Below are 18556 nucleotides of genomic sequence, written 5' to 3' on the forward strand. Positions count from 1 at the left end.
TCAAAGTAACAATCGACTTTATTGGTACATTTTGACGGGCAGCTACTTTTGAGAGCGTGTCTCCCCGGTTCACAGTCACAAAATGATAAGACAAATTTTGATAGTAGGGCGAGAAATCGGACGGCATCGTAAAACCGGCGGACACAACCGATGTTGTCGTTTTTTGTGGGGCGGCATATGTCCGTGTAGAGCCACTGGTTGGCAAATAGGTATTATACAAACACCCAGATAACACCAGAGAAAGTACGCAACTAGAGGCTACGCGAACAAAAAGATTTAGATTCCACGCCATCATGCGTTCAATATTAAGCATATTTCGGCATGATTAACAATAGATTTAAACCAATACCAAATGTTGTGAAGAATTAAGACTCTTCCGCAACCCCTTGAACCATTGGCACGAATCTAACGGGTAACATCACCTCTTCGGAGACTTCACCCTTGTCGTTCTTGGAAATCTTGATGATATGCTGGTCAGCCGGATCCTTACCAACCGGGAGGATCATTATTCCGTCATTGCCAAGTTGATCCAGAAGATTTTGCGGAATTTCTTCTGCCGCGGCCGTCACCAAGATCCGATCAAACGGCTCTTGTTCCTGCCATCCTTTATGGCCATCTCCAACTTTCGACGTAATATTGGTGATTTTCAACTCTTTGAACAATTCCTCTGACCCCTGCAGAAGATTTCTATGCCGCTCAATCGTGTAAACCCGTCGGCAAAGCCGCGCCAATATTGCAGTTTGATATCCCGAGCCGGTCCCGATCTCCAGAATCTTGCGCCGCTTATCCAGATCCAGTATTTGGGTCATATAAGCAACAATATACGGCTGGCTGATCGTCTGACCGCTAGCGATCGGCAAGGCAATATTCTCATATGCACGGTCACGGAATGTCGCCGGTACAAACACTTCGCGCGGAACGCGTTCTATCGCTGACAGAACGTCCGTATTGCTGATCCCCTGGCGCCGAAGCTCCATGATCAGGCGAATTTTTAAGGCAGGATTATCGTTCACTCGAAAACCTTGGAAAGGCGGGTTGCGAGCTGTTGCTCTGTAAGATTAAGCTTCAATGGGGTTACGGATACTTCCTGGCTAACCACGGCCCGTAAATCCGTCCCAACAGGGGGATCGCCAAATGATGGCCGGTAGCCGAGCCAGAAATAGTCCCTGCCCCGCGCATCGACACGGTCGTCAATGGATAAGTTGGAAAGGTCCCTTTTTCCCTGCGAAGTAAGCTTGACGGCACTCACATCATCCTTGGATACCGCAGGAAAATTGATATTCATCAACACATCATCGCCCCAAGGCGTTTCCAGAAGCTTACTAATAATCTGAGGCGCCATGTCACCCGCCGTATCCCAATGGATGACCTCTGCATCCAGAATGCACTGACTGATTGCAACAGAACGAACACCGAGCAGTGTTCCTTCACTGGCGGCAGCAACGGTTCCGGAGTAAAGCACGTCTTCACCAAGGTTCCCGCCCCTGTTGACGCCGGACAGAATCAGATCAGGCTGCTTGTCCTTAAACAGATAGTTCATGGCCATCATCACGCAATCCGTCGGTGTGCCTTCAACAGAATATTCCCGATCGGAGAATTTGTTGATACGCAGCGGATCATGCAGCGTAAGCGACCGGGAGGCCCCGCTTTGCTCTTTTGCCGGGGCAACAACATAAATATCGTCAGAGAGGGCCTCGGCAATCCGTCTTAATATTTCCATACCAGGGGCATCGAAACCGTCATCGTTGCTCAGTAAAATACGCAACTTCTTATCCTTTATGTTTATTGTTCTTATTTTTCTATTCGCGTTACGCCGCCCATATAAGGGACCAAAACATCAGGAACAGCAATCGCCCCGTCTGCCTGCTGATAATTTTCCATGACGGCAATTAATGTCCTGCCGACGGCAAGACCTGATCCGTTCAGGGTATGAACAAAGAGATTGCCTTTCCCCCCTTCGGGCCGGTATCTGGCCTTCATACGGCGCGCTTGAAAATCACCACATGTTGAACAGCTCGAAATTTCACGATACGCCTGCTGTCCCGGCAACCAAACTTCCAGGTCATAGGTCTTGCGTGCCCCAAACCCGGTATCACCGTTACAGAGCACCACTACACGATAAGACAAGCCAAGACGCTTCAAAACCTCTTCGGCACATTCGGTCATACGCTCATGCTCCGCATCAGACTGATCCGGCGTTGTAATAGAAACCATCTCGACCTTGGCAAACTGATGCTGGCGTAACATGCCCGCCGTGTCTTTACCAGCCGAACCGGCCTCTGAACGGAAGCATAACGTGTGGGCTGTATAGCGTTTGGGAAGATCTGCCTCGTCCAGAATACTTTCCCGAACAATGTTGGTTAAAGAAACCTCTGCTGTCGGGATCATATATTGATCATCACTGGTTTTATACAGATCTTCTTCAAATTTAGGGAGCTGGCCGGTTCCGTATAACGCATCTTTTCGAACCATTACAGGCGGAGATACTTCCAGATAGCCTTTCTCCGAAGTATGCATATCAATCATGAAAGCAGCCAACGCCCGTTCCAGGCGGGCAATCAATCCGCTGGTGACAACAAAGCGGGATCCGGACATTTTCGCGGCTGTTTCAAAATCCATCATGCCAAGGGCATCGCCAAGCTCATAATGCTCTTTTGGCGTAAAATTAAATTCCGGTTTGTCTCCAACAACGCGAAGCTCCGTATTGTCTTCGTCGCTTTGGCCTTCCGGCACATCGTCTTTCAGTATATTGGGAAGAACGGACAGAGCCGCCTCCATTTTCTCGTTCAGATCCCGTTCCTGCCCTTCGAGTACTTGAACAGACGACTTCAGATCCGCCACTTCCTTAATGAGCGCGTTCGCATCTTCGCCTTGTGATTTGGCTTTACCGATGGCTTTTGCTGCTTCATTTCGGCGAGCTTGTATTTCCTGCAAGTCAGTTTGTACTTTTCGCCGCTGGGTATCGAGCACAATCAATTCTGCAGAAACCGGCGCAACATTGCGACGGACCATTGCGGCATCCAGTGCACCGGGATTTTCCCTGATCCATTTTAAATCGAGCATTTCTTCGTCATTTCGGTTCTAAAAAACGTAGGATTTTATGTTGTATAAGCGCGTGACCGCCTGCAGTCCAGTGGGCTTTCACATCACGGCTTTATTTATGGCTTTTTTGTGCCCTAGTTTCCACACTTAGCTGGAAGTTAGTCTTCGTTATCTTCCAAAGCTTCACGGGCTTCCCGTTTTTTCTCCACCATGCGGACACTAACAATGGAAATTGCATACAGGAAAATTATCGGAACCGCCAAGGTGATTTGGCTCAAAGGGTCTGGTGGTGTCAGTACTGCCGCCGCAATAAAGGCAAAGACAATTGAATATTTGAATTTTGCTTTAAGTCCTGCAGAGGAGACAATTCCAACACGCCCAAGCAGTGTAAGGAGTACCGGCAACTGGAAACATAAGCCGAAGGCGAATATCAACTTCATGGACAGACTGAGATACTCACTCACCCTGGTTTCCGACTGGATCGGGAGTGACATAGGTTCAGCAGGCGTCGGCAGGAAGTTTGCCAATTTCGGAAACTCCTCAACTAATGCTGTGAAAGCCCGGGCATACATTGTTGCTTCGCCACTACTTTCGAAGCTCAAAAGGAATTTCCAGGCCAAAGGCATCACGATTTCGTAGGCCAGTGCCCCACCGGCAAAGAAAAGCAACGGCGTCACGACAAGAAAGGGTAAAAACGCTTTTTTCTCATTTTTATACAAACCCGGCGCAACAAAGATCCATATTTGTGTGGCAATAACAGGAAAAGAAATGAACAGGGCGCAAAAGAAGGCGATTTTAATATAGGTAAAAAAGGCTTCATGCAGGCCGGTAAATATCATTCGCCGACCTTCGATATCGTCTCCCATCGCCTCAACAAGCGGTTCCACAAGAAAGGCAAACAAATCTTCAGAAATAATGTAGCAAAGGATAAAAGCCACGAGCAAGGCAACAACGGAATAAACCAGCCGGTTACGAAACTCGATGAGATGCTCCATTAAGGGAGCTTTGCTATCTTCTACGTCCGTATCACTCACGAGACTTTGGTTTCCGGTTTGCTTGTGTTATCCCGCTTAACCGTCGCGCCAATGCTGTTCTCGGCGGCATCACCGTCCACGGTCGCGCCATCTGTCTCGACGGGCGTCTCCGCAGCCGACTCCGTGGCCGTCTTAACAACAGCTTCTTCACTCTCCCCCATCGGATTGGAGTAATTGTTTTCGCTTAAGCGAGGATCGCGGATCTGCGGTTTGACATCATCGAACATATTTTCATGACTACCTGTTGGGTCTACCGCATCTTCAATTTGCTTTTTCAGATTAAAATCCGTGGATTGCTGTAAATCTTTCTTGATTTCATCGAGCTCTGTCTCTTTTGCAAGATCATCAATACCGGATTGGAAGTCGCGCGCCATAGATCGAGCTTTGCGAACGTATTTCCCAATTGTGGCAATCGCACGCGGCAAATCTTTCGGGCCGATAACCAGCACCGCGATAATTACCACGAACATCATTTCTGCCCAGCCAATATCAAACATGGCTTACCACTCAATCACTTTGGAAAACATATTTACAAATGCACAAGGAATTCAGCCTTGTGCTGCCTTGTCTTTTTCTTCGGCCTTTTCGCTAGTGCTTGCCGAAGCCTCAATCTTTTCAGGATCTTCTTCGGATTTCTCCGCCTGATTATCTTCGTTCATTCCACTCTTGAAGTTTTTAATACCTTTCGCCAAATCTCCGGCGACACGAGGTAGTTTCCCTGCTCCAAAAATGATGAGCACAATGACAAGGATCAATATAATCTGCCATGGACCAATACTCATAACTCAAGCTCCTGTTCTCATTTCGAGAATCTGTAAATAAATGCAATTTACCGCTGCGGGATAATTTAGCCTTATGCCGGCTTATTTTTATTTATCCTGTGCGACCTTCCTAGGCCCTATATAACGGTCTAATGGTGTTTATACGACATTTTATTTCAGTTTCACACGGGAATCAGGGATTTTTCTTATCAAGCTTCGTCTGCGAATACAAAAACCTGATCTAAATTTAGAGAAATGGCGCAGCTTTCGCCAACTTTGGGTGTCTGCAAGGTCGCCACTCTGGCCGTTACCTTCGATCCATCCGGAAACCCAAGCTCAACAAGGGAAAAAGCACCTAAATTTCGGGCATTTAGAACTTCACTGACCGGGTTTTCAGGCGTTGCCTCGGATACAAACCGGATCGCTTCCGGACGCACAAGAATTTTTTTCGCGATTTTACCCAACAATTTTTCGGGAACTGGGATAGTACCAAGAACGGTCGATAAATGATTTCCCTGCCGCCCGGCAGGGACATGATTCACATCTCCGAGGAAGGATGCGACAAATTCGTTCACGGGATTATTGTACAAATCACCTGCAGAACCTTGCTGAATAATCTTGCCTTTTTGCATTAAGACAATTTCGTCCGCCATCCGCATCGCCTCTTCCGGATCATGCGTGACCATTAAAACAGTTGTCCCCATTTCCTTGAGGAGAGTCTGCGTTTCATCCCGAACATGATTTCGTAACACCACATCCAGGCCGGAAAAAGGCTCGTCCATCAATATTATTCTGGGATTTGGCGCCAAGGCACGTGCTAGCGCAACACGTTGTTGCTCCCCGCCAGAGAGCATGTGGGGGTATTTTTCCGCAGAGTCGCTCATGCCAACTGTTTCGAGCATATGTAACGACTGAGATCGCCGTTCAGGCGCTGAAAGGTGAGACAAACCGAAAGCCACATTACCCTGAACGGATAAATGTGGAAATAAAGCATAATCCTGAAATACGAGACCGACCCGCCGGTCTTCCGGCCCGACGAAAATCTCATCATCCGCCATCACCTCATCCTTGATCAGGATCTTACCTTCTGTTGGGCTCTCCAAACCTGCAGCCAGCCTCAGTGTTGTTGATTTTCCACAACCAGACGGTCCCAGCAGGCAAACAAGTTTTCCTGCTCCCACTTCCAAGTGATTGATATCAACGGAATAGGCCCGACTATAGCTATGTCGCACATTTTCAAAGACCAGATTACTCATTTTAGCTCGTTTCGAAGCGAGCCTTTTTGGCCCGGACGGGATTTCGCAATAGCGCGACTTAATACGATAACTGGAATAATGCCGGCAACCACAATCGCCAGAGAAGGTCCTGCCGCAGCAGCCAGCTGTTCATCCGTCGCCATTTCATATGCACGTACAGCCAAGGTGTCAAACCCAAATGGGCGCAGCACCAGGGTCGCTGGCAGCTCTTTCAACACATCCACAAATACAAGTAATAAAGCTGTCATCAAGCTTCCGGAAATAATCGGAAGATGAACCCGGAACATTGCCTTTATGCCTGTCACCCCCATGGTTTTCGCAGCGCGATCCATATTTGGCGTTATTGTATCGACGCTAGCTTCTACAGTATTCAAAGCGACAGCTAAAAATCGGACAACATATGCAAAAAGCAGGGCTACCATGGTACCGCTCAATAAAAGACCAGTAGAATAGCCCAAAGTCGCCCGCGTCCATTGGTCAATGCTGTTATCTATAAAACCAAAAGGAAGAAGAACACCTATTGCAAGAACAGGTCCTGGAATAGCGTAACCCATAGAAGCTATCCGAATTGCTGTCCGCTTTACTTTCTGTGATGAACGGCTTTCCCGGCGCAATCCGTAAATCAGCAATATGGCAAGAACAAGTGAAAACACGGCCGCAAGAATAGCGACCCCCACACTGTTGAAAACCAGAATTGGAAAGTGACGATTAAAAATTTCATCAAAATGCACAACACTGTCTTTTATGAGCCATCCGGTTGGCAAAAGAAAACCCAAAAAAACCGGCAGGCAGCAGGCTAAAATCGCGACATACATACGTATGCCTTGTAATCTGAATCTTGTAATCTTTTGGTATCTACCTGTGGTGTGGTGATATTTTTTTGATCCGCGGTTCAGCCGTTCCAACAGTATCAACGCAAATACAAAAACCATCAGAATTGCAGCCAGCTGCGCTGCAGCTGCTGGCTCGCCTAACCCGAACCAGGTGCGATAAATACCGGTCGTAAAAGTATCTATAGCGAAATACTGAACTGTGCCAAAATCACTCAGTGTTTCCATCAAGGCAAGCGCCAGGCCCGTTACAATCGCTGGCCTGGCCAAGGGAATTGCTATGGAAAAAAACACCCGCCAAGGACCACGCCCTAGTGTTCTGCCGACCTCAAGCGCACAAATCGATTGCTCCAAAAATGCCATGCGACTTACAAGATATACATAAGGATAAAGCACTAAGCCGAGCATAACGATAGCCCCGCCGAGGCTACGTATGGGCGGGAACCAGTAATCCTGCCGTGACCAATCGAAAAACTCCCGTAGAAAAGATTGAAACGGTCCCGAAAAATCAAGCATGCCCGTATAAGTATAAGCAATAATATAGGCTGGCATTGCGAGCGGTAGAAATAGAGCCCAGGTGAACAGATTACGGCCAGGAAAATCACACATGGTAACCAACCAGGCGCTCCCGACACCAATCGATAGCACAAGAACAGATACACCAGCTGCAAGCCCTAACGTATTCATCAAATATGTCGGCAAGACTGTGGCTGCCAGATGTGACCAAATATCCCCGGAGGGTACAAATATAAATCCAAACACAACAAGGATCGGAATAGAAATTATCAGAGCTACAAGAAACGAAAACCAGGTTGTGACAGATACAGTTCCACGCCCATTTCCCTTACGAGAAATCAACACGGTTTTATCTGCATCAAAAATTGTCAATGAATGTTCCTTTTATCCTACTGCGTCAAAGTCGTTATCATTAGGGCGATTGCGTATTGCTGTAAATAATAATCATTCTTAATGGCAATGAGCAACGTGACATTTTGACTTTTTTCTACATGAAGTCATTTATGGAAAATCCCACGATACCGAACACCCATGCCATTCCGTAGACTATTTGTTAATACAATTGACCTAAATTTATAGAAGTTAAGGAGGGATTGTTGTGGCAGGTAAATGATAATGAGATTCTATAGATTTTTTTGTATGTGTCTTGTGGCGACTGGCCTCCTGTCCCTTGCCGGACAAAATATAGTCTTTGCCAAGGATGGCACAGAGGTTCATTTCACAACAGAAGAAGCAGATTGGCTTTCCCATCACCCTACCATTCGTATCGGGCCAGATCCGACGTTCTCACCGATTGAGTATTTTGATGACGATGGTAATTTCCATGGCATCGCAGCAGACTACCTCCGCCTTCTCGAGAAAAAGCTCGGCATTTCATTTCAAATTGAGCGTCTTGATAACTGGAATGCGTCTATAGAAAAGGCCAAAAATCAAGAAATTGATGTGTGGACAGCTGCCGTCGAAACACCTCAACGTGCAGAATACATGCTTTTCACCGAACCCTACCTGAAAGTACCCGCCGTAATAATGGTTCGTGACGATAGCGAAAAGGACAATTTGACGCTTGAAAGCCTTGACGGTATGCGTGTTGCAGTCGTCGAAGGATATGCGGTTCATGATTTCATCATCAATTCCTATCCACACCTTCAGGTCATATTGGTGCCAGATGTGGAAACAGGCTTACAAAAACTATCCTTTGGTGAAATTGGTGCCTTCGTTGGTAATATTGCCACGGCTGCCCGTTATGCTGAAACAGCAGGTATCGGCAATATTCGGGTTGCTGGAAATTCTGGATACTACTACAAATGGGCCCTCGCAAACCGGAAAGATTGGCCGCTTTTAACAGCTATCCTACAAAAAGGCCTGGATGCAATAACTGAGGCAGAAAGCCAGGAAATCCAGCAACGCTGGATCAGTTTGAATACTCGGGAAACAATGTGGACACCAGAGTTTATCTTTGGACTCATGTCTACGGCCCTTCTCATCATCGTCGTTGGTATGCTTTTGTGGACACGATCTTTGCAAAAACGTGTCGAAACGAGAACAAATACACTTCAGCAAGAACTGTCCGCACGCCGAGAAGTAGAGGAAAAACTACAAAAGCAGAAAAATCTGTTAGACGAAGTTGGATCGTTGGCGATCATAGGTGGCTGGGAAGTTGATTTACGTACCAATGAACTCAGATGGAGTACCGCTACCTACCATATTCATGAAGTTGACGATGATTTTGATCTCACCCCGGCATCCTCTTTTAAATTTTACGCTCCTGAAGCCCGTGAAACGGTTATGGAAGCCGTAGAGCACGCAAAAAAGACCGGCGAAGGCTGGGATCTGGAAGTTCCCATTATTACCGCCCAAGGCCGGCACAAATGGGCGCGTGTGCGCGGCCAATGTGAAATTCAGGAGGGGAAAGTCATTCGGCTGTTTGGCGCCTATCAAGACATTACATACCGACGGGAAGTCCAAAAAGACCTTCAGCGAAGCAAGGAAGAACTCGCGACACAGCTTCAGGAAGTTGAATATTCACATCGTCAGCTTGAGAAACAAGCTTCCGAACTTGTTGCGCTTGCAGAAGAGCAAAAGTCACTCCGGGATAAAGCTGAATTGGGGGAGAAAAGCAAATCTGATTTTCTCGCCACAATGAGTCATGAAATTCGAACACCAATGACCGGGATACTCGGTATGGCGGATCTTCTGTTGATGGAGGACCTGACCGCCGATCAAAGAAAGCAAGCTCAAACTATTCGGAGTTCCGGCGAAATACTATTGACAATTCTCAATGACATTCTCGATCAGTCCAAGCTCGATGCCGGTAAGTTCGAGCTGAGCAACTCGGACATCTATTTGCCCGAGCTCATTGAAAGCAGTTTGAGTTTATTGAATGATCGGGCGAAACAGAAAAAACTGTCTTTGGTCTACACACCCGAAGAGAACCTGCCAACGGGTATCAACATTGATGCCGTTCGGCTTCGCCAGATCTTAACAAATCTCGTGACCAACTCAATAAAATTTACCGAAACCGGTGCGATTACACTCCTTGCCACTCGGCTCACGAGCCCTGGGAAGAGCGATAGATTACGCTTCGAAGTTACAGATAATGGAATCGGTATTTCACATGAACATCAGCAACGCCTGTTTCAACGATTTGAGCAAGCGGACGCCTCAACCGTTCAACAATACGGCGGATCCGGTCTCGGGTTATCAATCTGTAAGCAATTGGTTGAGTTGATGGAAGGTGAAATCGGCGTTGAAAGCGAACTTGGCAAAGGCAGTACCTTTTGGTTCACCATTCCCTTGCGGCATGCGATCAAAGACGTTACACCCGTCGACGAACCCCCCGCAATCGGAATTTCAGCAAGCAAGGAAAATCTAAAGATTCTTCTGGCTGAAGATAATACCGTCAATCAGATCTTAATCACTGCCCTCCTCAGCCAGGCTGGTCATAGTACATTTGTCGTCGATAATGGAAAGAAGGCAGTAGAGGCAGCTCTGGCTGGCGAGTATGACCTCGCCTTGTTCGATGTACGTATGCCCGTGATGGATGGACCGGAAGCGACAAGAACAATCAGAGCCAGCGGCAGCTCGATCGCCAATCTACCTATTATCGCCATTACGGCCGATGCAATGAAAGAACATTTACCACGTTATTATGAAGCCGGAATGAATGCTGTAGAAACAAAGCCCATCGATTTGCCAAGGCTACTTTCAACAATGGACAAAGTCCTCGAAGCTGCGAAATCCGGAAAATCGATTTCAGACGAAGACAGGCGAGTATCATTGGAACTTGTACAGCCAGCCCTTGGCGATGAACAGAAGTTCCTGGAGTTATGTGATCAGCTCGGCCGGGAGACTATCCTCGACCTACTGCATCAAATCCCGGACTCGCTGGTTGAAAATATCGATCGACTGAAAACCGCAATTGATGAAAAAAACAAGGACGATATTCGTTCCGCCGCCCATGCTATTCGAGGAATGAGTTCTTCCATGTGTGCTGTCCGACTGGCTCTCGCCGCCGCAGATATTGAGGATCGTGCTGAAAAAACGAAAGAAGTTAAGGCGCTTCTGCCCAAGCTCGAAGATATAATTCAGGAAACCCTCGACTGGTGGGCGCGCATCAGTGAATTGCAGTTGCGGGATACCGCCTAAAACTCCTCTTCAGGGTCTAACTCATCCTGATCATCTTCCCTCTCGCCATCCAGGTTTTCCTTGGATAAATGACTGAAGATACCGGAAGGCTCAGAATCCAACAAACCAGCGGCCTTTAATTCATCAAATCCCGGAAGGTCTTTGATATCATCCAAACCAAAATGAATGAGAAATTCCTCTGTTATGCCATAAGTTACTGGCCGGCCGGGAGTGCGGCGGCGCCCGCGCGGCCTGATCCATCCAGCTTCGAATAGAACATCCATCGTTCCCCTGCTAAGGCCAACACCTCTAATTTCCTCGATCTCTGCACGCGTCGCTGGCTGATGATAGGCAATAATCGCCAAAGTCTCGAGCGCAGCCCGGCTCAATCGTCGGGTTGTCTGTCGTTCCTCTTCCAACATCCACGATAAATCAGGTGCTGTTAAGAACGTCCATTTCCCAGCGAGGCGTGTCAGATTAACACCGCGATGCTGATAATGTTCCTGAATCGTTTGTAAAATGGCACCAATTTCCGCGCCTTCCGGCAGGCGGGCCGCGAGGGTTTTCTCGTCCAGAGGTTCGCTCGCGGCAAACAATAAAGCTTCCGCCATTCTTACATGTTCCGGATCAATGCTCATGTGCTGCCCTTCTTCTTGATCTCAATGGGTCCGAAAACAGTGGATTGACGAATTTCCAGGTGCCCTTCTTTCGCCATTTGCAAACTAGCCAACAATGTAGAGGCTTGAGCTGACCTTTGTCGAAATGGGTCTGTCAAATTATTTGGTAAGTATGACATGAGGTTCGTCCATTCAGGCAGCTTCCCAAGCATATTCTCCAGCCGCTCCATAGCCGCTTCGACCGAGTAAACAGCATCACGCATCAAGCGTAATGGATCGGAAACTCCTTTTCGTGCCTCCTGATCCGCGTAAGCCTGTAACAAGTCGCGCAAACTGCATTCGAATTTGGAATGACGTATGATACGGACACCTTCGGGCTGACCCCGCTGCATCTGATCCCGGCCTACAATTGACCCGTTCATAAGCTCTTCAGTCGCTTTTCTCATTGCTTCCAACTTCTTCAACTGGAATGCCAACCGATCAGCGAGCTCTTCTCCGGTGGGTCCATCATCTTCCTGGGCGGGCAGTAAAAGCCGCGACTTCAAATAAGCCAGCCACGCCGCCATCACCAGATAATCCGCTGCGACTTCAAGACGTAATTGTCGCATTTTCTCGACAAAGCTGAGATATTGCTCTGCCAGTTCGAGAATGGAGATTTTGAGGAGGTCGACTTTCTGGTCGCGCGCCAGTACAAGCAGCACATCCAGCGGCCCTTCATACCCGTCCAGATCCACCACAAGAGAGCTTGTTGGAAGAGGAATGACATCTGGATTTTCTTTTCCCGATTTTTCGAAAGAACCCTTGTCCACCATCTAAAAAGGTTACTTCAGGCCGGCTAGATTGGCAATGAGATTGACGACATAGCCTATAGGCTCATTCAACAACCAGCTCACAGGATTGAAGTCACTTCCGAATTGGCGGAAAATCAAGGGTAAAATAAAAATTGCGCCAATCAGGATCAAAAACCCGTATCGTTCCAACTTCGCAAGCGGAATTGCGAGCGCATTGGGTAAAATTCCGACAGCAACCCGGCCTCCGTCCAACGGCGGTAACGGCAGAAGATTAAAAACACCCAATACAACATTGAGAATAATTGCATTTCTAAAGTTATCTGCAAGCCACTGCGCGACATCTACTGGAAAGAAATCCAGCACATGGTATCCCAATGCAAATACAAAGGCTAAAATGAAATTCATGGCCGGCCCAGCAAGAGCTACCCAGACCATATCCCGCCGCGGGCTTCCCAAACGGCCAAAATTTACGGGCACCGGTTTCGCGTATCCAAACAAAAACGGAGCCTTCAGCAAAAGTAGCATTCCCGGAATTATGATCGTTCCCATGGGATCAATATGCTTGAGTGGGTTAAAAGTCACTCGCCCTTGCCGTTTTGCCGTGTCATCGCCAAGCTTCCAGGCAACGAAACCGTGCGCGGCCTCATGAAGCGTAATCGCCACAAGCGCGGGAACAATCCATATCGAAATGTTGTATAAAATCTCTCCGAAATCCACAATCAATCCTTAACTTTCAGCCAGCAAACTATCCAATCGAGCCAAATCCGCCACCGGATCAAGAGAATCCTGAACGTGGTCAAAAACCAGATTAGTTGCCGCAATCCGGGAGAGCGATTTTTCACTCAAATTGGAGCAGGCCGGTGCAACTTCCTGCATTTCCGGCATTTTTCCTGAGCAGTGAAGAACAATATCGACGCCTGCCTGCAGCGCGCGAGCCGCTCTGTCGGCAAGTGTCCCGGACAAGGCATTCATATTCAGATCATCCGTCAATAACAATCCCTCAAACCCTATATCACCTCTGATAATCTCCTCAATTACCTTCGCCGATTGCGTTGCTGGAAATTCCGGGTCAATCTGATCAAAAACGATATGGCTAGTCATTCCCCAGGGTAAATGCGCCAGTGCTTTAAACGGGATAAAATCCGTTTCACCGAGTGCCTCGCGGGACAAGGTGACCAACGGTAATTCATGATGGCTGTCGACGGTTCCGCGGCCATGACCCGGCATATGTTTTATTACCGGAAGAATTCCGGCTTGAATCATTTCTTCTGCAACCAATGCTCCAAGTTCCGCGACAACAGCCGGATTGTCGGTAAATGCACGATCGCCAATGGCAGCCGCCGTTTCAGGCAACAATAAGTCCAGGCATGGCGTGCAATCGACATTTACCCCAACTGAAAGCAAGTCAGCGGCGATTAACCGCGTTGTCAGAGCGAGGGCTTCACGTGCAAGTTCAGGATCCGATTTGTAAAGCGCCCCGAAGAATCCGAAGGGCCGAGCATCAAACCAATGCGGGGACCGCATCCGCTGTACCCGCCCGCCCTCCTGATCCATAAGCACCGGCGCATCCGGGCGCCCTACTGAAGATCTTAGTTGCTGGGTAAGGTGTTTGACCTGTTCGGGCGTATCGACATTCCGCGCAAACAGAATAAACCCATATGGCTGCTGCTCAGCGAAAAAATCGATTTCCATATCGCTGAGCTGCAGTCCGGCACATCCCAGTATCAAGGATTTACAGTTGCGAAGTTTATCTGCTGACAACGAGGCAATCCTGCTTTTTCGCTTTTAGGGATTCACAAAGCTTGTTGGCGTTTGACTTATTTTCATATGCACCAGCCTGCAGGCGATGAAAGGTCCCTTTATCCTTAACATCAATATCCTGTACACGGTAACTAACGTTACCAAGAAGTGACGCAAACTTACCTTTTAAGGTCGTCCATTGTTTTTCAGCAGCTTCTTTATTCCGGAAAGAGCCGAGCTGCACACGATAGCGGACACCGCTTGTACTTGTCGTTGGCGCTTTTGCTACAGGTTCCGGTTTTTTCGCCGCAACAGTCTTCTCCGGTAACTGAACCGGTTTGGGTGGTTCGACAACAGCCGGTTTATCCGCAACAGCTTCAGGTGATTTCTCAATCAGCTTTTCTGCCGGGGCATCATCAGCTTTGGCAGCCGTATCAGGCTCTGTCGTCGCAACGCTCTCCTCCGGCGCAGGATCGTCAGTTGATTCTTCGAGAGGCGGCATCAGTTTTTCAACTTTTTCCTGTTCCTCACCGGATTTCAATACGCCGAAAACTTGCTTGTCCTGATGCGGAATATCCATTCCGCCGGGCTCATCTGGCTTTTCCTTCACCGGCGACGTATCCGCGCTGATGATCGGAGGCGCCAATTGCACTCCTTTTTTGACGCCCTGGTCATAGGCATACCAAATACCGACGCCAAACCCGGCGACAATCAGGATCGCCAAAATAGCGCCAATCCATTTACCCTTACTCATTCCCCGATCGTCATCCCCATCATAATAGTCATCATCAGGAAAATCGTTATTACTCACTAGACAAACTCCTCTGTCGATTGGAGATCAAGAATGTCTAACCCTTGATCCAGTATCTTTTTAGTTGCGCTTAACAAAAGCAAACGCGCCAATACTGCCGGCTCAGTCCGCAAATATTCCGATGAGATTGGGCGCCTCTCTTCAACCAGACGGAAAAATAGCAAGGAAACGTCCTGCAGGAAAGCAATGAGATAAAAAACATCCCTTTTACGCCAAGTTTTTTCCACAGCCATTGGCCATCCACATAGTAATTTTGCCAATTTTACTTCTATGGGCAAACTTAAGACGGACATATCTGCTGCCGTTTCCTCAATTGCTTTCGCGCGATCCAGCAACTTCATCAGGAACCTACGCGCATAGGGAATGCAAAATACGGGATTATCATAAGTCTTATCTATGGCCAAAATGGGGCTGAATGCGTCGATAAACGCTGGCGGATTTGCAATCAAAGCAAAATCTGTCTGAGACTTGCCGCATCTGGCAATGGCAGTCTCAAGAGGAAAGCCAAACGGTTCTCGTTCAACTTCTGCTCGTTCATCAAAGGACCATCCTGTCAAACCCGCCACAGACCGCAGGCTTTTCGCATTCACATGTAACCGGGCACTTGTCAAATCATTGACTATATTGGGAAATTCTATTGAAATTTCCTGATTGTCCGGATCCAGTCCATATTTTTCATCTTTTTCAAGAATTTCTGTAACGCCGTTTTGCCAGATGGCATTCCCATATTTAAGATTGATATATCCACTTTCTGCAAGAACCGCAGTGTCCAGTCCGGGAAGCTCAGAAAAAGCTTTAATAAATCGATCCTCTGCGTTGAAATCTATTATATATTCCTTTGATTTCAGCAAGATAATGATGTTTGTACAAAGATCGCCCCAGCCCGTGTTTTTCGGAGGCTTTAAGGAAACCTCTCGATAAATCTGCTGCTTTTGCAGATTATCCAAATCTTCAAGCTCATTTATCGCCTGAAAAAGCGCCTTTCTGGCATGGAATAAATAGCTCAAAGACATAAAATCACTAACTTTTTAAACGGCAAAAATTGACAAAGAAGGTTAGAGTTAATACATCATTGAGTATATAGTAAGTAATATGAAGGCACATGTTCCCTTTCTTTTGAATGCAGGACGGTATGTTTGCAAGCGATAACTCAGAATCCCTGGTAAAATTGTCAGAGTCGGCAGCGGACAGGATAAATGTCATTGTCGATGAAATGAAATCCGACAAGAAGATGCTGCGCGTCGCCGTAAATGGCGGTGGATGCTCTGGCTTTCAATACAGCTTTGACCTTGAAGATACGCAAAACCCAGATGACCTTGCCGTAAGTAATAAAGGCGCCACCTTACTTGTCGATCAAATCTCGTTGATGTATCTGGCGGGCTCGGAAATTGACTATGTAAATGACCTGATCGGAGCGTCTTTCCAAATTAAGAACCCGAACGCGACAGCGTCCTGTTCCTGCGGATCATCATTTGCCGTTTAACAGCTGACTTAAAAATGCTAGATAAAAGCTCGGTAGTAATCCGGGCTTTTTTAATGGGAAAATGAGATGAAAATTGCAAGCTGGAATGTCAATTCGGTCAAGGCCCGGCTTCCGCGGCTTGTGGATTACCTTAAAGCAGCCAGCCCCGATGTTCTGTGTTTGCAGGAACTAAAAGTGATCGACGAAGCCTTCCCGCGCCTGGAAGTCGAGGAACTGGGCTATAATGTTGAAACCCATGGCCAGAAAACCTATAATGGCGTTGCTATACTTTCCAAATTCCCCATTGAAGATGTTATGCGACGCCTGCCTGGAAACGAGGCTGATGAACAGTCACGCTATATTGAGGCAACAATTAACAATGTTCGTGTTGCGTCCATATATCTTCCGAACGGAAACCCGGTTGATACGGAAAAATTTCCTTATAAACTTGAATGGATGGATCGGTTAATCGAACGGGCAAAATATCTTCTTACATTGGAGGAACCCACAGTCCTTGCAGGCGATTACAATGTAATCCCGCAAAATGAAGACTGTTATGACGCAAAGGCCTGGGAAGGTGACGCCCTCACCCAGCCTGATAGCCGCAATCGATTTCGCCATATTCTCAATCTAGGTTATGCAGATGCCTATCGCACCTTTACACCGGAAGTAAATTATACCTATTGGGATTATCAGCGCGGCGCCTGGCAAAAGGACAACGGGATCCGTATCGATCATTTGCTGCTCTCCCCGCAGGCAACAGATCGCCTCGCCCTTGTCGGTATTGACAAAGAACCCCGAGGTCAGGAACGCCCCTCTGATCACACACCCATCTGGTGCGAATTATCAAACGCAAATTGAACTCTCCCCTAAGTCAGTACCCACTGTGGGCTAGTTCGAGATCTTTTTATGTAATTTGGTCAGTTTATTCTGATAATCCTCACAATTACTAAGACCGGTAATTTGATCGTAGCTGAGGTAGTTTTTCAGGCTATCGTAGCCTTTATTAAAATCTGCGCTTGATTTGTAATGATCCTTGATATCTGCAAAGGCAGTGTTCCCGACTCCAATGCCAAGAAACTGTGCGCAGAGTTCGCTATAAACTGTCATTACACCAAGAATACGATACTGTTTTGAGCTCAAACCCTTCGGTTTTGGTTCCTGTTTCGCGGCTGATTCACTTGCCGATTTTCGAGGCGCTACTGGTGGTGAGTATTTAGCAACAGTACCGATATCGCCCAAAACAGTAAATTCCGAAATTAGCTTTTTGTTCTGATTAACCACTGCAAATTTGCCGCCTTTTTTGTACAAACTCACGCAATCTTCCATGCCAGCATTAAGATAGGATAATTTGCGACAGAAGTGTCCATCTTTTACCCACCATACGCCTTGATCACTTCTTGTGAAGTTCAACTTCCTATCGAGCAACCGAACATAAATTCGACCGCCTGTGGTGATCTCCGCCGAGAATTTCTGGCCGCCAAAAGTTTCGCCGGTAATAGTCTTTCCAGAAAGATTTTCCCGTATGGTCACATCATTTAGGATTGAAGCTTTCAGATTCAAAAGGTCCGCATTTGGTAGACGCAATTCATATTCCGAAATTACTGCTTCTCGTTCAGAAGCACTTTGGTCAAATACAATCACATTGCCGATTGCATATATTGAACATGCATTACCAAATTTCTCGCATTTTGCACGCGCTACCGAAACTGCTTTATCAACGGAATCGAAAGCATAGGCTCTGCCCCAGGCACCGCCATGCGGATCAACAAAGAATGCCTTGAAGTCCACAAAATTCCTGTTATCCGAATATTTTTCAAAAGCCGCCAAAGCAGTACCGCTAAGAGCAAAAGAATCATTGTTTTTCTTGATCTGAGTAGACGGCGAAGCTTTAGTCTGGGTTTGTGACGTCGAGTTGCAAGCTGCAACAAAAAACAACATTATCATTAGAAACCCAATCCAACGCATACTCAACTCCTTGTATCAAATTTCACTATTTAAACGTGCAAAACTAAATTTTAATTTATCGTGATACTGAGTGTATAATCAAGAACTAAGTTCAACTATGGTTA

18 protein-coding genes are annotated in these 18556 nt (G+C 47.2%); 3 read left to right on the forward strand and 15 right to left on the reverse strand.

What is annotated here, in order from left to right:
- Positions 1-365 precede the first annotated feature (365 nt).
- From NBZ79_RS11885 to NBZ79_RS11920, 8 genes are all read right to left on the reverse strand, one after another.
- Entirely contained in the window at positions 366-977 is a 612-nt protein-coding gene (locus NBZ79_RS11885) for a protein-L-isoaspartate(D-aspartate) O-methyltransferase (protein ID WP_420854610.1), read from the reverse strand.
- 32 nt (positions 978-1009) lie between these two features.
- On the reverse strand, positions 1010-1765 hold the full coding sequence (gene surE, locus NBZ79_RS11890) for a 5'/3'-nucleotidase SurE (protein WP_251932648.1): 756 nt from the start codon (positions 1763-1765) through the stop codon (positions 1010-1012).
- A 26-nt stretch (positions 1766-1791) separates the two neighbouring features.
- Positions 1792-3063: a serine--tRNA ligase gene (gene serS, locus NBZ79_RS11895; protein WP_251932649.1), complete on the reverse strand. Its 1272-nt coding sequence runs from the start codon at positions 3061-3063 to the stop codon at positions 1792-1794.
- A 137-nt stretch (positions 3064-3200) separates the two neighbouring features.
- Positions 3201-4076: a twin-arginine translocase subunit TatC gene (gene tatC / locus NBZ79_RS11900; RefSeq protein WP_251932650.1), complete on the reverse strand. Its 876-nt coding sequence runs from the start codon at positions 4074-4076 to the stop codon at positions 3201-3203.
- Positions 4073-4573 carry a Sec-independent protein translocase protein TatB gene (gene tatB / locus NBZ79_RS11905; protein WP_251932651.1) on the reverse strand — a complete coding sequence of 167 codons (501 nt, stop codon included), beginning with the start codon at positions 4571-4573 and terminating at the stop codon, positions 4073-4075. Before tatB ends, tatC begins: the two co-directional genes overlap by 4 nt.
- Positions 4574-4624: 51 nt before the next feature.
- Complete coding sequence (tatA, locus tag NBZ79_RS11910; protein WP_251932652.1) at positions 4625-4858, reverse strand: twin-arginine translocase TatA/TatE family subunit; 234 nt, start codon at positions 4856-4858, stop codon at positions 4625-4627.
- Between the two features lie 188 nt (positions 4859-5046).
- The gene (locus tag NBZ79_RS11915; RefSeq protein ID WP_251932653.1) at positions 5047-6093 is read right to left on the reverse strand and encodes an ABC transporter ATP-binding protein; all 1047 of its coding nucleotides are present in this window, start codon (positions 6091-6093) and stop codon (positions 5047-5049) included.
- A complete protein-coding gene (locus NBZ79_RS11920) occupies positions 6090-7811 on the reverse strand; it encodes an ABC transporter permease (RefSeq protein WP_251932654.1) in 1722 nt (573 codons plus the stop codon). Before NBZ79_RS11920 ends, NBZ79_RS11915 begins: the two co-directional genes overlap by 4 nt.
- A gap of 243 nt (positions 7812-8054) precedes the next feature.
- Between NBZ79_RS11920 and NBZ79_RS11925 the strand changes: the two genes are divergently transcribed.
- Positions 8055-11084, forward strand: coding sequence for an ATP-binding protein (locus tag NBZ79_RS11925; protein ID WP_251932655.1), 3030 nt, complete (start codon positions 8055-8057; stop codon positions 11082-11084).
- On the opposite strand, the gene scpB is transcribed toward NBZ79_RS11925, so the two are convergent.
- The 6 genes from scpB to NBZ79_RS11955 are packed head-to-tail and all read right to left on the reverse strand — an operon-like array spanning position 11081 to position 16035.
- A complete protein-coding gene (gene scpB / locus NBZ79_RS11930) occupies positions 11081-11701 on the reverse strand; it encodes an SMC-Scp complex subunit ScpB (RefSeq protein WP_251932656.1) in 621 nt (206 codons plus the stop codon). The two genes, NBZ79_RS11925 and scpB, sit on opposite strands and share 4 nt — an antisense overlap.
- Positions 11698-12492 carry a segregation and condensation protein A gene (locus NBZ79_RS11935; protein ID WP_251932657.1) on the reverse strand — a complete coding sequence of 265 codons (795 nt, stop codon included), beginning with the start codon at positions 12490-12492 and terminating at the stop codon, positions 11698-11700. Before NBZ79_RS11935 ends, scpB begins: the two co-directional genes overlap by 4 nt.
- 9 nt (positions 12493-12501) lie before the next feature.
- Positions 12502-13191, reverse strand: a complete 690-nt coding sequence (locus tag NBZ79_RS11940; protein WP_420854611.1) for a site-2 protease family protein — start codon at positions 13189-13191, stop codon at positions 12502-12504.
- A 6-nt stretch (positions 13192-13197) separates the two neighbouring features.
- Positions 13198-14232 carry a beta-N-acetylhexosaminidase gene (gene nagZ / locus NBZ79_RS11945; RefSeq protein ID WP_251932659.1) on the reverse strand — a complete coding sequence of 345 codons (1035 nt, stop codon included), beginning with the start codon at positions 14230-14232 and terminating at the stop codon, positions 13198-13200.
- Complete coding sequence (locus NBZ79_RS11950) at positions 14219-15022, reverse strand: SPOR domain-containing protein (RefSeq protein ID WP_251932660.1); 804 nt, start codon at positions 15020-15022, stop codon at positions 14219-14221. The genes nagZ and NBZ79_RS11950 overlap by 14 nt, the downstream gene beginning before the upstream one ends.
- Positions 15022-16035, reverse strand: a complete 1014-nt coding sequence (locus NBZ79_RS11955) for a DALR anticodon-binding domain-containing protein (RefSeq protein WP_251932661.1) — start codon at positions 16033-16035, stop codon at positions 15022-15024. The genes NBZ79_RS11950 and NBZ79_RS11955 overlap by 1 nt, the downstream gene beginning before the upstream one ends.
- Before the next feature lie 119 nt (positions 16036-16154).
- On the opposite strand from NBZ79_RS11955, the gene erpA reads away from it, so the two are divergent.
- Positions 16155-16505 (forward strand): iron-sulfur cluster insertion protein ErpA, encoded by a 351-nt coding sequence (gene erpA, locus NBZ79_RS11960; protein WP_251932662.1) that lies wholly within the window; start codon positions 16155-16157, stop codon positions 16503-16505.
- Positions 16506-16571: 66 nt separating this feature from the next.
- Positions 16572-17345: an exodeoxyribonuclease III gene (gene xth, locus NBZ79_RS11965; RefSeq protein ID WP_251932663.1), complete on the forward strand. Its 774-nt coding sequence runs from the start codon at positions 16572-16574 to the stop codon at positions 17343-17345.
- Between the two features lie 30 nt (positions 17346-17375).
- Here xth and NBZ79_RS11970 read toward each other — a convergent pair whose 3' ends face one another.
- Positions 17376-18452, reverse strand: a complete 1077-nt coding sequence (locus NBZ79_RS11970; RefSeq protein ID WP_251932664.1) for a hypothetical protein — start codon at positions 18450-18452, stop codon at positions 17376-17378.
- Positions 18453-18556: the final 104 nt, after the last annotated feature.

This window comes from Sneathiella marina, from assembly GCF_023746535.1.
Taxonomy (GTDB): Bacteria; Pseudomonadota; Alphaproteobacteria; order Sneathiellales; family Sneathiellaceae; genus Sneathiella; species Sneathiella marina.

Coding starts and splice junctions, on each gene's coding strand:
- NBZ79_RS11885 (WP_420854610.1), bottom strand. CDS start 977: ATGGAGCTTCGGCGCCAGGGGATCAGCAATACGGACGTTCTGTCAGCG.
- serS (WP_251932649.1), bottom strand. CDS start 3,063: ATGCTCGATTTAAAATGGATCAGGGAAAATCCCGGTGCACTGGATGCC.
- tatB (WP_251932651.1), bottom strand. CDS start 4,573: ATGTTTGATATTGGCTGGGCAGAAATGATGTTCGTGGTAATTATCGCG.
- tatA (WP_251932652.1), bottom strand. CDS start 4,858: ATGAGTATTGGTCCATGGCAGATTATATTGATCCTTGTCATTGTGCTC.
- NBZ79_RS11915 (WP_251932653.1), bottom strand. CDS start 6,093: ATGAGTAATCTGGTCTTTGAAAATGTGCGACATAGCTATAGTCGGGCC.
- NBZ79_RS11925 (WP_251932655.1), top strand. CDS start 8,055: ATGAGATTCTATAGATTTTTTTGTATGTGTCTTGTGGCGACTGGCCTC.
- scpB (WP_251932656.1), bottom strand. CDS start 11,701: ATGAGCATTGATCCGGAACATGTAAGAATGGCGGAAGCTTTATTGTTT.
- NBZ79_RS11935 (WP_251932657.1), bottom strand. CDS start 12,492: ATGGTGGACAAGGGTTCTTTCGAAAAATCGGGAAAAGAAAATCCAGAT.
- NBZ79_RS11955 (WP_251932661.1), bottom strand. CDS start 16,035: ATGTCTTTGAGCTATTTATTCCATGCCAGAAAGGCGCTTTTTCAGGCG.
- erpA (WP_251932662.1), top strand. CDS start 16,155: ATGTTTGCAAGCGATAACTCAGAATCCCTGGTAAAATTGTCAGAGTCG.
- xth (WP_251932663.1), top strand. CDS start 16,572: ATGAAAATTGCAAGCTGGAATGTCAATTCGGTCAAGGCCCGGCTTCCG.
- NBZ79_RS11970 (WP_251932664.1), bottom strand. CDS start 18,452: ATGCGTTGGATTGGGTTTCTAATGATAATGTTGTTTTTTGTTGCAGCT.